Annotated in this window: 16 protein-coding genes; 7 read left to right on the top strand and 9 right to left on the bottom strand. The window is 60.6% G+C overall.

The window, feature by feature from the left end; translation table 11 throughout:
- Positions 1-115: 115 nt before the first annotated feature.
- From rho to AC1Q6D_RS01065, 3 genes are all read right to left on the bottom strand, one after another.
- Positions 116-1,375, bottom strand: coding sequence for a transcription termination factor Rho (gene rho, locus AC1Q6D_RS01075; RefSeq protein ID WP_017845130.1), 1,260 nt, complete (start codon positions 1,373-1,375; stop codon positions 116-118).
- A gap of 248 nt (positions 1,376-1,623) precedes the next feature.
- Complete coding sequence (trxA, locus tag AC1Q6D_RS01070) at positions 1,624-1,953, bottom strand: thioredoxin TrxA (RefSeq protein WP_003206727.1); 330 nt, start codon at positions 1,951-1,953, stop codon at positions 1,624-1,626.
- A gap of 119 nt (positions 1,954-2,072) precedes the next feature.
- On the bottom strand, positions 2,073-2,780 hold the full coding sequence (locus tag AC1Q6D_RS01065) for a FadR/GntR family transcriptional regulator (protein ID WP_103402896.1): 708 nt from the start codon (positions 2,778-2,780) through the stop codon (positions 2,073-2,075).
- A gap of 256 nt (positions 2,781-3,036) precedes the next feature.
- Between AC1Q6D_RS01065 and AC1Q6D_RS01060 the strand changes: the two genes are divergently transcribed.
- From AC1Q6D_RS01060 to ppx, 5 genes are all read left to right on the top strand, one after another.
- On the top strand, positions 3,037-3,822 hold the full coding sequence (locus tag AC1Q6D_RS01060; RefSeq protein WP_047534861.1) for a transporter substrate-binding domain-containing protein: 786 nt from the start codon (positions 3,037-3,039) through the stop codon (positions 3,820-3,822).
- Between the two features lie 22 nt (positions 3,823-3,844).
- Entirely contained in the window at positions 3,845-4,525 is a 681-nt protein-coding gene (locus AC1Q6D_RS01055) for an amino acid ABC transporter permease (RefSeq protein WP_103402897.1), read from the top strand.
- Complete coding sequence (locus tag AC1Q6D_RS01050; RefSeq protein WP_103402898.1) at positions 4,522-5,172, top strand: amino acid ABC transporter permease; 651 nt, start codon at positions 4,522-4,524, stop codon at positions 5,170-5,172. Before AC1Q6D_RS01055 ends, AC1Q6D_RS01050 begins: the two co-directional genes overlap by 4 nt.
- Entirely contained in the window at positions 5,159-5,896 is a 738-nt protein-coding gene (locus AC1Q6D_RS01045; RefSeq protein WP_103402899.1) for an amino acid ABC transporter ATP-binding protein, read from the top strand. The genes AC1Q6D_RS01050 and AC1Q6D_RS01045 overlap by 14 nt, the downstream gene beginning before the upstream one ends.
- Positions 5,897-6,024: 128 nt before the next feature.
- Complete coding sequence (gene ppx, locus AC1Q6D_RS01040) at positions 6,025-7,527, top strand: exopolyphosphatase (protein ID WP_103403006.1); 1,503 nt, start codon at positions 6,025-6,027, stop codon at positions 7,525-7,527.
- A 136-nt stretch (positions 7,528-7,663) separates the two neighbouring features.
- Here ppx and ppk1 read toward each other — a convergent pair whose 3' ends face one another.
- Both ppk1 and hemB read right to left on the bottom strand, forming a co-directional pair.
- A complete protein-coding gene (gene ppk1 / locus AC1Q6D_RS01035; RefSeq protein ID WP_103402900.1) occupies positions 7,664-9,886 on the bottom strand; it encodes a polyphosphate kinase 1 in 2,223 nt (740 codons plus the stop codon).
- Positions 9,887-9,904: 18 nt separating this feature from the next.
- Complete coding sequence (gene hemB / locus AC1Q6D_RS01030) at positions 9,905-10,918, bottom strand: porphobilinogen synthase (protein WP_103402901.1); 1,014 nt, start codon at positions 10,916-10,918, stop codon at positions 9,905-9,907.
- A 205-nt stretch (positions 10,919-11,123) separates the two neighbouring features.
- Between hemB and AC1Q6D_RS01025 the strand changes: the two genes are divergently transcribed.
- Complete coding sequence (locus AC1Q6D_RS01025; RefSeq protein ID WP_103402902.1) at positions 11,124-11,756, top strand: DedA family protein; 633 nt, start codon at positions 11,124-11,126, stop codon at positions 11,754-11,756.
- Here AC1Q6D_RS01025 and AC1Q6D_RS01020 read toward each other — a convergent pair.
- Positions 11,737-12,972: a sterol desaturase family protein gene (locus tag AC1Q6D_RS01020; protein ID WP_103402903.1), complete on the bottom strand. Its 1,236-nt coding sequence runs from the start codon at positions 12,970-12,972 to the stop codon at positions 11,737-11,739. The two genes, AC1Q6D_RS01025 and AC1Q6D_RS01020, sit on opposite strands and share 20 nt — an antisense overlap.
- Before the next feature lie 115 nt (positions 12,973-13,087).
- Between AC1Q6D_RS01020 and elbB the strand changes: the two genes are divergently transcribed.
- Positions 13,088-13,756: an isoprenoid biosynthesis glyoxalase ElbB gene (gene elbB, locus AC1Q6D_RS01015; protein ID WP_103402904.1), complete on the top strand. Its 669-nt coding sequence runs from the start codon at positions 13,088-13,090 to the stop codon at positions 13,754-13,756.
- 51 nt (positions 13,757-13,807) lie between these two features.
- Here elbB and AC1Q6D_RS01010 read toward each other — a convergent pair whose 3' ends face one another.
- The 3 genes from AC1Q6D_RS01010 to rhtB form a co-directional block, all read right to left on the bottom strand.
- Entirely contained in the window at positions 13,808-14,263 is a 456-nt protein-coding gene (locus AC1Q6D_RS01010; protein WP_047534885.1) for a YaiI/YqxD family protein, read from the bottom strand.
- 106 nt (positions 14,264-14,369) lie between these two features.
- Positions 14,370-16,268, bottom strand: a complete 1,899-nt coding sequence (locus AC1Q6D_RS01005; RefSeq protein WP_103402905.1) for an FTR1 family protein — start codon at positions 16,266-16,268, stop codon at positions 14,370-14,372.
- A 229-nt stretch (positions 16,269-16,497) separates the two neighbouring features.
- Entirely contained in the window at positions 16,498-17,130 is a 633-nt protein-coding gene (rhtB, locus tag AC1Q6D_RS01000) for a homoserine/homoserine lactone efflux protein (RefSeq protein WP_047534889.1), read from the bottom strand.
- Between the last annotated feature and the right edge of the window lie 47 nt (positions 17,131-17,177).

Below are 17,177 nucleotides of genomic sequence, written 5' to 3'. Positions count from 1 at the left end.
TCGGGGGCTGGCAGTTTAGCGCCGAACCCTTCGGTTCAGAACCACGAACTGGCGTTTGATCAAAAATCAGATAGCAAAAAGCCGGGTTTCCCCGGCTTCTGCAGACCTGACCGACTTACTTGCGCTTCATCGACAAGAAGAACTCATCGTTGGTCTTGGTCGTTTTCAGCTTGTCGATCAGGAACTCGATGGCAGCCACTTCGTCCATCGGGTGCAGCAGCTTGCGCAGGATCCACATGCGCTGCAACTCGTCGTCTGCGGTCAGCAACTCTTCGCGGCGGGTGCCGGAACGGTTGATGTTGATCGCCGGGAAGACGCGTTTTTCGGCGATACGGCGATCCAGAGGCAGTTCCATGTTGCCGGTGCCTTTGAATTCCTCGTAGATCACTTCGTCCATCTTCGAACCGGTTTCAACCAGTGCGGTGGCGATGATGGTCAGCGAGCCGCCTTCTTCGATGTTCCGTGCGGCACCGAAGAAACGTTTCGGTTTCTCCAGGGCGTGGGCATCGACACCACCGGTCAGCACCTTGCCGGAGCTCGGGATCACGGTGTTGTAGGCACGGGCCAGACGGGTGATGGAGTCGAGCAGGATCACCACGTCTTTCTTGTGCTCGACCAGGCGCTTGGCCTTCTCGATTACCATTTCGGCAACCTGCACGTGGCGGGTTGGCGGCTCGTCGAACGTCGAGGCAACCACTTCGCCGCGCACGGTACGCTGCATTTCGGTTACTTCTTCCGGACGCTCATCGATCAGTAGCACGATCAGATGAACTTCAGGATTGTTGCGCGCGATGTTGGCCGCGATGTTCTGCAGCATGATCGTTTTACCGGCTTTCGGCGGTGCAACGATCAGACCGCGCTGGCCTTTGCCGATCGGGGCGCACAGGTCGATGACACGACCGGTCAAGTCTTCGGTGGAACCGTTACCGGCTTCCATCTTCATGCGCACGGTCGGGAACAGCGGGGTCAGGTTCTCGAAGAGAATCTTGTTTTTCGCGTTTTCCGGACGGTCGAAGTTGATCGTATCGACCTTGAGCAGCGCGAAATAACGCTCGCCTTCCTTCGGAGGACGGATCTTGCCAACGATGGTGTCACCGGTGCGCAAGTTGAAGCGACGGATCTGGCTCGGCGAGACGTAGATATCGTCTGGGCCGGCGAGATAAGAGGCGTCTGCAGAGCGGAGAAAGCCGAAGCCGTCCTGGAGAATCTCCAGCACGCCATCACCGGAGATTTCCTCGCCGCTTTTCGCGTGCTTTTTCAGCAGGGAGAAAATCACGTCCTGCTTGCGCGAACGGGCCATATTTTCTATGCCCATCTGTTCGGCCAATTCGAGCAGTTCGGTAATCGGCTTTTGCTTGAGTTCAGTCAGATTCATATAGGAATGACGTAATCATTTATGGAGGGGGGAAATTAAGCTTTTGGCTTAATGAGGCCGCGCCGCAGAGAAGGCGACAGGATCGCGTACTTATTCGAAAAGGAGAGCGTCGGCGACGGCTAGCAGGGGGCACTGGAGAAACCAGTGCGGGGCCGAATGTAACACCTGAGTTTCGGAGCGTCTAGCCCTCAGCAACGAAAAAGGCCCCGCAATTTGCGGGGCCTTTTTCAATAACACGACATCGACGCTTAGATGTTGGCGTCGAGGAAGGCCGCCAACTGCGACTTCGACAGCGCGCCGACCTTGGTCGCTTCAACGTTGCCGTTCTTGAACAGCATCAGGGTCGGAATGCCACGCACGCCATGCTTGGCCGGGGTTTCCTGGTTTTCGTCGATGTTCAGTTTGGCAACGGTCAGCTTGCCTTTGTAAGTCTCGGCAATTTCGTCCAGAACAGGAGCGATCATTTTGCAAGGGCCACACCATTCAGCCCAGTAATCGACCAGTACAGCGCCTTCAGCCTTGAGTACGTCGGCCTCGAAGCTAGCGTCGCTAACGTGTTTGATAAGATCGCTGCTCATGGAATTCTCCGGGGTTGTAAGCAAAAACGTGGCCCATCATAGCCGCCCTTCCCGTGTTCAGGAAGCCGCAGATGATTGAGTCTCGCTATGGTGTTACATGAGTTTGGGTATAGCCCAAGTCACGCCATGGCGGGAGCGACGAAAGCGATTCCAGTGCGCAGGGCGGCATTGCGCACATGCTCATGCATGGCTTTCTGGGCGGCGCCCGAGGCCCGCCGGGCCAGCGCACGAAGGATTTTACGGTGCTCCTGCCAGGTCTCCATGGCCCGCTCGGCCCGGATGAACGGTAGTTTCTGACTTTCCAGGAAGATGTCGGCACTGGCGGTCAGGATGCTCAGCATCGCCTGGTTGCCGCTGGCGAGCAGAATGCGCCGATGGAATTCGAAGTCCAGACGCGCCGCGGCCTCAAAGTCCCCGGCCTTCAGTTCGTTGCGCATGGCGGCGACATTATCTTCCAGCACATCAAGCTCATCGGTGCTCAAGGTCACGGCAGCCAGCCCCGCAGCGAACCCCTCCAACGCATAGCGCAATTGAAAGATATCCAGCGGCGAAGCCTGGGCCGCGAACGGCCAGCTCGGCGCGCCCTCGCCTCGCGGCAGTTCCACGGGCGACTGCACGAACACGCCTTTGCCCGGCTGGATGCTGATGACCCCCAGCGCACTGAGCGATGACAACGCCTCGCGCAACGACGCCCGACTGACCCCCAATTGCACCGCCAGGTCCCGTTGCGAGGGCAAGGCATCGCCCGGGCCGAAACCCTGTTCGGTGATCAGTTTGCGGATGGCTTGCAGCGCCACTTCAGGTACGGCGCGGGAGATCGAATTCATGGTTTTCCAGACGAACCAGGCCAATGTGCGGGTAGTTGTAAAGCTATTCACGGCGTCCGGCAAGTCGTGCCCCATGGGGGTTCGGCGATTTTCACAGATGCGCCATCGAGGTGCGAAACAACACCTGACTGTTCAGACCAGTAAGACCTTGCCACACCAGTAAAACCGCGGCCTGGCAGCCGGAAAACCCTATCTTGGCATGCCCCGTGCTCTGTCGAATCGCAGAAATTACTCCTCGTCGATTCGGAGATTTGCCATGATCCAGCGTTACAGCGCCCTACTCGCTGCCCTGTTTGCCAGCCTGATGCTGAGCCAGGCACCCGCCCACGCCGACGGCCTGGAAGATGTGCTCAAGCGTGGCGTCCTCAAAGTCGCCGTGCCTCAGGACTTTCCGCCCTTCGGCTCGGTCGGCCCGGACATGAAGCCACGGGGCCTCGACATCGACACCGCGAAGCTGCTGGCCGACCAGCTCAAGGTCAAACTCGAGCTGACGCCGGTCAACAGCACCAACCGGATCCCGTTCCTGACCACCGGCAAGGTTGACCTGGTGATCTCCAGCCTCGGCAAGAACCCCGAACGTGAAAAAGTCATCGACTTCTCCCGGGCCTACGCGCCGTTCTACCTGGCCGTGTTCGGCCCGCCAGACGCCAACGTCAAGAGCCTGGACGATCTCAAGGGCAAAACCATCAGCGTCACCCGTGGCGCCATCGAAGACATCGAACTGACCAAGGTCGCCCCCGAAGGCGTGACCATCAAGCGTTTCGAGGACAACAACTCGACCATCGCCGCTTACCTGGCCGGTCAGGTCGACCTGATCGCCAGCGGCAACGTGGTGATGGTGGCGATCAGCGAGAAAAGCCCGAAACGCGTGCCAGCGCTGAAAGTGAAGCTCAAGGATTCGCCGGTCTATGTCGGCGTGAACAAGAACGAGCCGGCACTGCTGGACAAGGTCAACCAGATCCTCGTCACCGCCAAGGGCGATGGCGCCCTGGAGAAAAACGCCCTGACCTGGCTGAAAGAACCGCTGCCGGCCGACCTCTGACTCTGCGTGCAGGAGCCCCTTTATGGCTTATCAGTTCGATTTCCTGCCGGTGGTGCAAAACACCGATCTGCTGCTGCGCGGTGCGCTGTTCACCCTTGAGCTGACGGCCATCGGCGCGGTGCTCGGGGTGAGCCTCGGCATCGTGGGCGCGTTGGTGCGGGCGTGGAACATCCGCCCGTTCGCCGGGATTTTCGGCGTCTATGTCGAGTTGATTCGCAACACGCCATTTCTGGTGCAGTTGTTTTTCATCTTCTTCGGCCTGCCGTCGCTGGGGCTGCAGATTTCCGAATGGCAGGCCGCGGTCCTGGCGATGGTGATCAACCTGGGCGCTTACTCCACCGAGATTATCCGCGCCGGCATCCAGGCGATTCCACGGGGTCAACTGGAAGCCGCGGCGGCATTAGCGATGACGCGCTTCGAAGCGTTCCGTCACGTGGTGCTACTGCCCGCGCTGGGCAAAGTCTGGCCAGCCCTGAGCAGCCAGATCATCATCGTCATGCTCGGTTCGGCGGTGTGTTCGCAGATCGCCACGGAAGAGCTGAGCTTCGCCGCCAACTTCATTCAGTCGCGCAACTTCCGCGCCTTTGAAACCTACGCCCTGACCACGCTGATCTACCTGTGCATGGCCCTGCTGATCCGCCAGTTGCTCAACTGGATCGGTCATCGGTTTGTCGCAAGAAACAGCGCAAGGAGCAGCCGATGAGCGATTTCACTTTCCTGGACATCGTGCGCAACCTGCTCACGGGGCTGCAATGGACCCTGGCGCTGTCGCTGGTGGCGTTCATCGGGGGCGGCTTGATCGGGCTGCTGATCATGGTGATGCGCATCTCGGACAATCCCCTGTCACGCAATTTCGCCCGCACTTACATCGAACTGTTCCAGGGCACGCCGCTGTTGATGCAGCTGTTTCTGGTGTTCTTCGGCGTGGCGTTGGCCGGGGTGGAAATTTCGCCCTGGGCGGCGGCAGCGCTCGCGCTGACCCTGTTCACCAGCGCTTACTTGGCGGAGATCTGGCGGGGTTGCGTCGATTCCATCCCCAACGGCCAGTGGGAAGCCTCGTCCAGCCTGGCGCTGAGCCGGCTTGAACAGTTGCGCTACGTCATCCTGCCGCAGGCACTGCGCATCGCCGTGGCGCCGACCGTGGGCTTCTCGGTGCAGGTGGTCAAAGGCACCGCCGTGACCTCGATCATCGGCTTCACCGAGCTGACCAAAACCGGCGGCATGCTCGCCAACGCCACGTTCGAACCGTTCATGGTCTACGGCCTCGTCGCCCTCGGCTACTTCTTGCTCTGCTACCCCTTGTCCCTCAGTGCGCGCTACCTGGAAAGGAGACTGCATGCCTCTGCTTAGAATTTCCGCCCTGCATAAATATTACGGCGATCACCATGTGCTCAAAGGCATCGACCTGAGTGTCGAGGAAGGCCAGGTGGTGGCAATCATCGGGCGCAGCGGCTCGGGTAAATCGACCCTGCTGCGCACCCTGAACGGTCTGGAATCGATCAACGACGGCGTCATCGAAGTCGACGGCGAATACCTCGACGCCGCCCGCGCGGACCTGCGCAGCCTGCGGCAAAAAGTCGGCATGGTGTTCCAGCAGTTCAACCTGTTCCCGCACCTGACGGTGGGCGAGAACGTGATGCTCGCGCCGCAAGTGGTGCAGAAAGTGCCGAAAGCCAGGGCCGCCGAGCTGGCGCGGCAGATGCTGGAACGCGTCGGGCTGGGAGAGAAATTCGATGCCTTCCCTGATCGACTGTCCGGTGGGCAGCAACAACGCGTGGCGATTGCCCGCGCGCTGGCGATGTCACCGAAAGTACTGCTGTGCGATGAAATCACCTCGGCGCTGGACCCGGAGCTGGTCAACGAAGTGCTCAGCGTGGTCCGGCAACTGGCCAGGGAGGGCATGACGCTGATCATGGTCACCCACGAAATGCGCTTTGCCCGGGAGGTTGGGGATAAGTTGGTGTTCATGCATCAGGGCAAGGTGCATGAAGTGGGGGATCCGAAAGTGCTGTTCGCCAATCCGCAGACGGCGGAGCTGGCGAATTTCATCGGGACGGTGGAAGCGGCTGGTTGAACTCTCTGTGGCGAGGGGGCCTACCCCTTCGCCACAGGTATGCGCAGGATCAACGCTTTGATCACTGCGCGTTGGCGGCAGCCTTTGATCGTGGCACGATGGCAGGGTTATCGACCGAGAGCCTGACCATGCCGCAATCCCAAGCCAAGAATCTGTCCTTGATCGCCGCAATCGACCTGGGCTCCAACAGCTTTCACATGGTCGTGGCCAAGGCCCAGAACGGCGAGATCCGCATTCTCGAACGTCTCGGGGAGAAGGTTCAGCTGGCGGCCGGCATCGACGAGGAGCGCAAGCTCAGCGAAGAATCGATGCAGCGCGGACTCGATTGCCTGAAACGCTTCGCCCAACTGATAAACGGTATGCCACTGGGCGCCGTGCGCATCGTTGGCACCAACGCCCTGCGCGAGGCCCGCAACCGGGCTGAATTCATCCACCGCGCCGAAGAGATACTCGGCCATCCGGTGGAAGTCATTTCCGGCCGTGAAGAAGCGCGCCTGATCTATCTGGGCGTCTCCCACACCCTCGCCGACACCCCGGGCAAGCGCCTCGTGGCCGACATCGGCGGCGGCAGTACCGAGTTCATCATCGGCCAGCGTTTCGAACCCCTGCTGCGCGAAAGCCTGCAGATGGGCTGCGTCAGCTTCACCCAGCGCTACTTCAAGGACGGCAAGATCACCCCGGCCCGCTACGCCCAGGCGTACACGGCGGCACGCCTGGAGATCATGAGCATCGAACACGCCCTGCATCGCCTGACCTGGGATGAAGCCATTGGCTCCTCGGGCACCATCCGCGCCATTGGCCTGGCGCTGAAGGCGGGCGGTCACGGCACGGGGGAAGTGAACGCCGAGGGCCTGGCCTGGCTCAAGCGCAAACTGATCAAGCTCGGCGACGTCGAGAAAATCGACTTCGAAGGCATCAAACCGGACCGTCGCGCCATTTTCCCGGCCGGCCTGGCGATTCTCGAAGCCATTTTCGACGCCCTCGAACTGCAACGCATGGACCATTGTGAAGGCGCGCTGCGTGAAGGCGTGCTCTACGACCTGCTGGGTCGCCATCATCACGAAGACGTGCGTGAGCGCACCCTTACCTCGCTGATGGAGCGCTACCACGTCGATCTGGAACAGGCGGTGCGGGTCGAGCGCAAGGCCCTGCATGCGTTCGATCAGGTGGCCAAGGATTGGGATCTGGAAGACGGTGTCTGGCGCGAACTGCTCGGCTGGGCCGCCAAGGTCCATGAAGTGGGCCTGGACATCGCCCACTACCAGTACCACAAGCATGGCGCCTACCTGATCGAGCACTCGGACCTGGCCGGCTTCTCCCGCGAAGACCAATTGATGCTCGCGCTGCTGGTGCGCGGCCACCGACGCAACATTCCCAAGGACAAGTTTGCCGATTTCGGCGACGACGGCATCAAGCTGATTCGCCTGTGCGTGCTGCTGCGCTTCGCGATCCTGTTCCATCACATCCGCGGCACCCAGCAAATGCCTCAGGTGGAACTGAATGCCAATGGCAACAGCCTGGAAGTGGTGTTCCCGGAAAACTGGCTGGACGAAAACCAACTGACCCAGGCCGATTTCGCCATCGAAGCGGAATGGCTGACCCGGGTCGATATCGTCCTCAGCGTCCGCTAGAGCCCTGTAGGAGCGAGCTTGCTCGCGAAAAACCTGAGGGCAACACGTTTATCCAGGCAGCACGCATAATCGTTCACAGTGCACATGAAAAAGGGCGATCCAGTTGGATCGCCCTTTTTTGTCCGCCTGATCCGCGTTAACGGACGGCCAGGATCGGGCTGCCCAAACGCTCCAGCAACGTCGCCTGGGCGCTGCGCGGGTTCTGGTTGCCGGTTGGCGTGTTACGGATGTAACGACCGTCCGACTGCAGGCTCCAGCTGTGGGTGTTATCGGTGAGATAAAGCTCCAGCTCTTTCTTGACCCGCATGATCAGCTTCTTGCCTTCTACCGGGAAGCAAGTCTCGACGCGCTTGTCGAGGTTGCGCTCCATCCAGTCGGCACTGGAGAGGAACATTTGCTCTTCACCGCCGTTGAGGAAATAGAAGACCCGCGTGTGTTCCAGGAAACGGCCGATGATCGAACGCACGTGAATATTGTGCGAAACCCCGGCGATGCCCGGCCGCAGGCAGCACATGCCACGCACCACCAGATCGATGCGCACGCCTGACTGACTGGCCTTGTACAACGCGCGGATGATCTTCGGATCGGTCAGCGAGTTGAACTTGGCGATGATGTGCGCCGGTTTGCCGTCGAGGGCGAACTGGGTTTCGCGGGCAATCATGTCGAGCATGCCCTTCTTCAGGGTGAACGGCGCATGCAACAGCTTCTTCATGCGCAACGTCTTACCCATACCGATCAACTGGCTGAACAGCTTGCCGACGTCTTCACACAAGGCATCGTCGGAGGTCAGCAGGCTGTAGTCGGTGTACAGGCGGGCGTTACCGGCATGGTAGTTACCCGTGCCCAAGTGCGCGTAACGCACGATTTCACCGGCCTCGCGACGCAGGATCAGCATCATCTTGGCGTGGGTCTTGAAGCCGACCACGCCATAGATCACCACCGCGCCCGCCGCTTGCAGACGGCTGGCCAGCTGCAGGTTGGACTCTTCGTCGAACCGCGCGCGCAATTCGATGACGGCGGTGACTTCCTTGCCGTTACGCGCGGCATCCACCAGCGCGTCGACGATTTCCGAGTTGGCGCCAGAGCGGTACAGGGTCTGGCGTACGGCCAGAACGTGCGGGTCTTTTGCCGCCTGACGCAGCAGGTCGACCACCGGGGTGAACGACTCGAATGGGTGCAGCAACAGAATGTCCTGCTTGCTGATCACGCTGAAGATGTTTTCGCTGTTCTGCAGCAGTTTCGGGATCTGCGGCGTGAACGGCAGGTATTGCAGCTCGCGCTGGCTGTCCAGGCCGGTGATGCTGAACAGTCGCGTCAGGTTCACCGGGCCGTTGACCTGATACAGCTCGGTCTCGCTCAGGTTGAACTGCTTGAGCAGGTAGTCGGACAGGTGTTTCGGGCAGGTATCGGCCACTTCCAGGCGTACCGCGTCACCGTAGCGACGGGAGAACAGTTCGCCACGCAGGGCGCGGGCCAGGTCCTCGACATCCTCGGAGTCCAGTGCCAGGTCGGCGTTACGGGTCAGGCGGAACTGATAGCAGCCCTTGACCTTCATGCCCTGGAACAGGTCATCGGCGTGAGCATGGATCATCGACGACAGGAACACATAGTTGTCGCCAGGGCCACCGACTTCTTCCGGCACCTTGATGACACGTGGCAACAGACGCGGTGCCGGAATGATCGCCAGACCGGAATCGCGACCGAAGGCGTCGATGCCTTCGAGCTCGACGATAAAGTTCAGGCTCTTGTTCACCAGTAACGGGAACGGGTGCGTCGGGTCGAGGCCGATCGGGGTGATGATCGGGGCGATCTCGTCGCGGAAATAGCGGCGAACCCAGGTCTTGAGCTTGGTCGTCCAGTAACGCCGACGGATGAAGCGGACCTGATGTTTTTCCAGCTCCGGCAACAGAATGTCGTTGAGGATCGCGTACTGACGATCAACGTGCCCGTGCACCAGCTCGCTGATACGGGCCAGGGCCTGATGGGGTTGCAGACCATCGGCACCGGCCTGTTCACGGGCAAAGGTGATCTGTTTCTTCAGGCCGGCCACGCGAATTTCAAAGAACTCGTCCAGGTTGCTGGAGAAGATCAGCAGAAACTTCAACCGCTCCAGCAACGGGTAGGACTCATCCAGCGCCTGTTCCAGCACGCGGATGTTGAATTGCAGTTGCGACAGCTCGCGGTGGATGTACAGGCTGCTGTCATCCAGGCCTGGAATGACAATCGCTGGCGCTGCCACAACGGTTTCGGCGACCACCACAGGCGGAGCAGGCTCCAGTTCCGGTGGGGTTTCGGCGATTTGCTCCACCACGGGTTGAGCGTCTTTTACGGCAACTTCAGTCAGTCCTTCGGTATTCATCACATGTTCCTGGGAGGGCTATTTTTGCTCTCGTAACAATTGAGCTGCGCGAACGGCAAAGTACGTCAGGATGCCATCTGCGCCGGCACGTTTAAAGGCGGTCAGGGATTCGAGGATCACCCCTTCGCTCAACCAGCCATTCTGGATCGCTGCCATGTGCATGGCGTACTCGCCGCTGACTTGATAAACAAAAGTCGGCACTTTGAATTCTTCCTTGACCCGCCAGAGGATGTCCAGATAGGGCATGCCAGGCTTGACCATGACCATGTCTGCGCCTTCTGACAAGTCAGCCGCCACTTCGTGCAGGGCTTCGTTGCTGTTGGCCGGGTCCATCTGATAGGAGGCTTTGTTGGCCTTGCCCAGGTTCAGCGCCGACCCGACGGCATCGCGGAACGGCCCGTAATAGGCACTGGCGTACTTCGCCGAGTAGGCCATGATCCGCACATTGACGTGATCGGCCAGTTCCAGAGCCTCGCGAATGGCCTGGATGCGACCGTCCATCATGTCCGACGGGGCCACCACCTGAGCGCCGGCTTCGGCATGGGACAGGGCCTGCTTGACCAGCGCGTCGACGGTGATGTCGTTCTGTACATAACCTTCTTCGTCGAGAATGCCGTCCTGACCATGGGTGGTGAACGGGTCCAGCGCGACGTCGGTGATCACGCCCAGCTCAGGAAACTGCGCACGCAAGGCGCGGGTGGCACGCTGGGCGATACCGTTGGGGTTCCAGGCTTCGGCGGCGTCCAGCGACTTGAGTTCCGGCGGGGTCACCGGGAACAGCGCCAGCGCCGGAATCCCCAGCTCGACCCATTTGGCCGCCTCTTCCAGCAACAGATCGATGGTCAGGCGTTCGACGCCCGGCATCGAGGCGACCGCTTCGCGACGGTTTTCACCGTCCAGCACAAATACCGGCAGAATCAGATCATCGACGGTCAACACGTTTTCACGAACCAGACGACGCGAAAATTCATCACGGCGGTTGCGGCGCAGGCGGGTTGCAGGGAACAAACGGTTGGCGGGGGTAAAGCTCACGGCAGACTCCTGAGCCCGCTGGCGTGCGAGCGTGACAGTTATAAGCGGCCATTATGACGATCGCGTGACAGTTATGTGCACACTGCGACATGTAGCCGCATTCCATTGTCGTTGTAGGAAATGTTCACGTCGAGACACATTTCGACACTTTCCTGAATGTGTACGAAGGGTTAGGCTGCGCGTTCATTTCGCCAGCACCCAGACAATGCTCCAACAATTTCTGCATGACTTCGGCTATTTTGCCTTGTTTCTCGGCACGTTCTTCGAAGGCGAAACCATTCTGGTGCTCGCAGGCTTCCTCGCGTTCCGTGGATACATGGATATCAACCTGGTGGTGGTCGTGGCGTTCTTCGGCAGTTATGCCGGCGATCAGCTGTGGTACTTCATGGGACGAAAGCATGGTCGCAAGTTGCTTGCGCGCAAACCTCGCTGGCAACTGATGGGTGACCGGGCGCTGGAACACATCCGCAAACACCCGGACATTTGGGTGCTGAGCTTCCGCTTCGTCTATGGGTTGCGCACGGTAATGCCCGTGGCCATCGGTCTTTCGGGCTATCCACCGGGGCGATACCTGCTGCTCAACGGCATAGGCGCGGCGGTCTGGGCGGCCGCACTGGCCGCTGCCGCGTATCACTTCGGCGCGGTGCTCGAAGGCATGCTCGGCAGCATCAAGAAGTACGAGCTATGGGTCCTCGGCGCCCTGCTGGTACTGGGCCTGGTCCTGTGGCTGCGCCGACGCTTCAAGAATGCCCGCCTGGCCAAGCAGATTTATGCCGACGAGCAAGCCTTGAAGGCTGAGCAGGCCAAAATCGAAAACGCTAAGACGCCAACCGAGTGAAGCGGTTTCTGCAGCAGTAGAGACCGATACCGCTGAGCAGGCTGTAACTGAGCAGGCCGACCCAGCCCGCCGCGCTGGCCGGCCACAGCCCCACCAGTGGCGCCAGCCATACCAGCGGCACATTCGACGCCAGTCGCAACAACTCCAGCTTCAACGCCCACGGGCGATTCTCCAGGGCCACCCCCAGCACAAACAGCCCCAACGCCACGGCACTCCAGCCCAGGATCAGGGCAGCGGTCGGCAGCCTCGGCTCCAGATTCATCAAGTAGCTGCCCAACGCGATGTACACGCAGAACTGCAGCAAGACGTAGAGTTGCTGACGTCCGTCCAGCGGCACCTCGAATTTGCGGAACTGGCTCAGGTCCGGTTTGTTCATCGGGTATTTGGCTGCCACGTCCGCTGGCCGCCAACCGGTGCGCATGAACCAGATCCGCAATTTGTCCCAGGTGCTTTCCGCGCGCCGCGCATCCGCCCACAACTGCGCATAGAACTGCACGTTCGCCCAGATCGGATTCCAGCTCGCCAGCGGCGTGGTCACGCCGAAAATCACCGGTTCGTTGTCGTCCTCTTCCTGGAACGAGCCGAATAGACGGTCCCAAATAATGAACACCCCGCCATAGTTGCGATCCATGTAGAGAGCGTTCTGTGCATGGTGAGCCCGATGATTGGACGGCGTGACGAAGAGCCACTCGAACCAGCCGAGCTTGGGAATGTGCCGGGTATGCACCCAGAACTGGTACAGCAGGTTCAGCGCGGCGACGCTGACGAATACCAACAGCGGTACGCCAACCACCGCCATGGGCAGGTAGAAGATCCAGCTCAGCAGGAACCCGGTGCTGGTCTGACGCAGGGCGGTGGAGAGGTTGTAGTCCTCGCTCTGGTGATGCACCGAATGCGCGGCCCAGAGGATGTTGCGTTCGTGGCCCATTCGATGCAGCCAGTAATAGCAGAAGTCGTAAAGGACGAAGGCGAAAACCCAGACCCAAACGCTGTCGGCCGAAAGCTCGAACAGCGCCAGATGCTTGAGGGCAAACGCATAGGTGACCAGTCCCACGCCCTTGGTCAGCAGGCCGGTGGTGGTCGACAGCACGCCGGTGCTGATGCTGTTGATCGCGTCCGCCACCCGATAGTTGCTCACCCCGCGCCAACGGTCGGCCAGCAGCTCGACGGCAATCAGCACAAAGAAAAATGGCACCGCATACAGAATGAAGTCCATGACGCGCCCTGATCGGAATCCTGGGGACAGATCCTATGTGTAGCCGCGATTTAACCCTATGGCAACGAGTGACAAATTAGTGGACATTTAACGCCATGAATCTGGAGAAAAGCTTATGAGCAAAAAAGTTGCAGTGATCCTTTCCGGTTGTGGCGTGTACGACGGTGCAGAGATCTACGAAAGCGTGATTACCTTGCTGCGCCTGGACCAGCGTGGCGCGCAAGTGCAGTGCTTTGCCCCGGACATCGCGCAGCTGCACGTGATCAACCACCTGACCGGCGAAGAAATGCCCGAGTCGCGCAACGTGCTGGTGGAGTCGGCGCGCATCGCCCGTGGCGAGGTCAAGGACATCCGCGAAGCCAACGCCGAAGACTTCGATGCCTTGATCGTTCCCGGCGGTTTCGGTTCAGCCAAGAATCTCTCCAACTTTGCCGTCGAGGGCACCGGCTGCACCGTGCAACCGGACGTACTGGCCCTGACCGAAGCCTTTGCCGAGGCCGGCAAACCGGTCGGTCTGATCTGCATCTCGCCAGCCCTGGCGGCGAAAATCTACGGGCCGGGCGTGATCTGCACCATCGGCAACGACGCCGACACCGCTGCCGCCCTGAACAAGATGGGCGCGACCCACAAAGACTGCGCGGTCAGCGAAATCGTCGAAGACAAGGCACGCAAACTGGTGACTACACCGGCGTACATGCTGGCGCAGTCGATCAGCGAAGCGGCCTCCGGCATCAACAAACTGGTCGACCGCGTACTTGAGCTGACCCACGAAAACGACGCCTGACACCCTCTAATTGTGGGAGCAAGCTTGCTCCCACAGGGTTTTTCGTCCGACTCAGGCGTTGCGTGATAACCGGGTCAATATCCGATCCAGCGCATTGGCAAACGCCTGCTTTTCCCGCTCGCCAAACGGTGCCGGGCCGCCGCTCATCTGCCCCTGCTCTCGCAGATCGGTGAACAGGTTACGCACCGCCAGCCGGTCACCCATGTTCTGCGCATCGAACTCCTTGCCTCGTGGGTCCAGCGCCGAAACGCCTTTCTTCACCAGGCGGTCGGCCAGCGGCACATCGCTGCAGATCACCAGCTCCCCAGGCACGGCGTGTTCTACCAGGTAATCATCGGCCGCATCCGGACCGCTCGGCACCACGATCAGCTTTACCAGCGTCAGGCCCGGCTTGATCTGCGGCTGCCCGGCCACCAGCACCACCTCGAACCGGCGCTTCAGGGCGAACTTCACCACCAGGTCCTTGGCCGCCCGAGGACAAGCGTCGGCATCGATCCAGACACGCATCAGTTTTTCCTCTTCCGAAAAGCATCGCGAGCAGGCTCGCTCCCACAAGGTTAGCGCTAATGCTGTGGGAGCGAGCCTGCTCGCGAATGTGAGCGAAGCGAATGCTTTAAGAAACAGTTACCCGGCGCTTCTCAGCCAGCCAGCTTCGACCATACAACACGGTGATCGCAACAATCGCCACCGCCTGAGCACTCAGCGAATACGCATCGGCATGAATCCCCAGCCAGTCGAATTCAAAGAACGGGACCGGCCGTGTACCGAAAATCCCGGCTTCCTGCAGCGCCTTGACGCCATGCCCGGCGAACACCACTGACAGCGCGCACAGCAGCGCGGCGTTGATGCTGAAGAACAGCGCCAGCGGCAGTTTCGCTGAACCCCGCAGGATGACCCATGCCAGGCCGACCAACAGCACCAGCGCCGTCGCCCCACCGGCCAGCACGGCGTCGTGACCGGCCGGGCCAGCCTGCAGCCACAGGGTTTCGTAGAACAGGATCACTTCGAACAATTCGCGATAAACCGAGAAAAACGCCAGGATCGCAAAGCCGAATCGCCCGCCACCGCCCACCAGGCTGCTCTTGATGTAATCCTGCCAGGCCGCGGCATGACGACGGTCGTGCATCCACACGCCGAGCCACAGCACCATGACACTGGCAAACAGCGCCGTCGCGCCTTCCAGCAGTTCGCGCTGGGAGCCACTGACATCGATCACATACGCCGCCAGCGCCCATGTCCCCAGACCGGCCAGCAGCGCCAGCCCCCAACCGACGTTGACACTGCGCACCGCCGACTGCTGGCCGGTGTTACGCAGGAAGGCGAGGATCGCCGCCAGTACCAGGATAGCCTCCAGACCTTCGCGCAGCAGAATCAACAGGCCGGAGATGAAGCTCAGGGACCAGCTCAAACCGTCACTGCCCAACAAGCCGGCGGCCACTTTCAACTTGGCCTTGGCGGCGTCCAGACGCTGTTCGACCTGTTCGACCGGCAAGCCATCCTGCAACGACTGACGGTAAGCCATCAGCGATTTCTCAGTGTCTTTGCGCACGTTGGCGTCGACGTTATCCAGCGAGCTTTCGACCAGCTCGAAACCTTCCAGATACGCCGCCACCGACAAGTCATAGGCCTGATCGTGTTCGCCGGCGCGATAGGCCGCGATGCTCTTGTCCAGCGTGGCGGCGGTGTAATCAAGCAACTGCGCCGGGCCGCGCTTGACCTGCGGGGGTTGCGCCCGCTGGGCCCGGAAGGTAGCGGCCGCTTGCGGGCCGTCGGCAGCCTGTACTTCGGCCGGCGTCTGACGGGCCAGATCGGCAATGTTGTAAGTCTTGTCGCCGCTGGCGCTCACCGGATCGGCGCTGAAGCCAGCGATATAAGTGGCCAGATCCCAACGCTGGCGATCGTCCAGTTGATCGGCAAAGGCCGGCATGTCGGTGCCTTCGACGCCGAGCCCCAGGGTGCTGTAGATCCCGTAGAGGCTCAGTTGATCCAGGCGCGCAGCATCGCGCAGATTGGCCGGTGGCGGGGTCAGGCCGACACCCGCAGGGCCATCGCCAGCGCCTGCATCACCGTGGCACACCGAACAATGCTGGGCGTACAGGGGCGCGCCGCGAGTCGGGTCGGGGGTAATGACCGGGGCCTGGCTGACCTCGTAGGCCACAGCCAGTTTCGCGCCCAGTTGCCGGGCCTGACGGGCGACCTCCGCGCCGTCCTGACGCGCCGTGATCGCCGCATGCAGCGCACTGATGCCCTGCTCCAGCCCGGCTTTTTCCGGCTTGCCCGGCATGGCGGCGACCAACCCTTGCAACACCCCGGTGAATTCGAGCTGTTCGCGGTATTCAGACTCGTCAATGACCTTGCCTGCCCGCACCGTTGCCGGGTAATCCGCGCCGATGTAGTCGAGCAGGTGCAGCGCTTGCGGCGCACCTTCCACCGTGTCGGCCAGCAAGTTGGAGCTGCATAAGGCCAGCAACGGTACGAAGAGCCAGGCCAGGAAACGGGACGGGGCAATCATGAATGAATCTCAATTGGAAACACGAAGTAATATATTGTTCACTCTCAATGACTTTCGCTCAAGCTTTGTCTGCTCTGCTGGCGTCAGAGCGAAACACGGGGCCAGCGCCCGCATCGACCGCCTGCCACCCTCCCGGCAAGGGGCGCCAAGCCCATCGGATGCGCTGATCCCGCCCTTGCGACAATAAAAAAGGCGACCTGAAAAGGTCGCCTTTTTTGTCAGCGTGGGTTTAAACGGCGGCTTTGCGCAGAGTCGCCATGAAGGCAGCGGCACCAATGAACAGCCCGGCAAAGGTGCGGTTCATGCGTTTTTGTTGCTTGGGCGTGCGCAACAGGCGCAGCACCCTGGACGCCAACCCGGTGTAACCGGCCATGACGATCAGGTCGACGCAGATCATGGTCACACCAATGATCAGGTACTGAGCCAGCAGCGGCGCGTGGGGATCGATGAATTGTGGCAACACCGCCAGCATGAACACCAGCGCCTTGGGGTTGCTGATGTTGACCAGGAAGCCACGGAATATCAGTACCAGCGGTTTGCCAATCGGGCGCACGGCGGCGTTATCGCTCATGTCGCTGGGCAACGCGCGCCATTGCTTGATGGCGAGATAAACCAGATAGGCCACACCGAACCATTTGATGGCGTAGAACGCGGTTGCCGATGCCGTAAGAATCGCGCCCACACCGGCGCCGACAATCGCAATCTGCAGCGCCAGCCCCAATTGCAGGCCTAGCGCATTCCAGTACCCACGCCAGAAACCGTATTGCAGGCCGCTGGACATCGACGCAATGGCGCCAGCCCCCGGAGAAAGACTGATCACCCAGCAGGCGGCAAAAAAAGCCAGCCATGTTTGAAGCTCCATCGCACACCTCGACTCAGACTCGTGACAGAGGTCTAAGCTAATGCGGC

This window comes from Pseudomonas sp. MT92 (assembly GCF_058792515.1).
The sequence above is the reverse complement of the archived record's forward strand: the minus strand, read 5'-3'. Positions and strand labels throughout refer to the sequence as shown.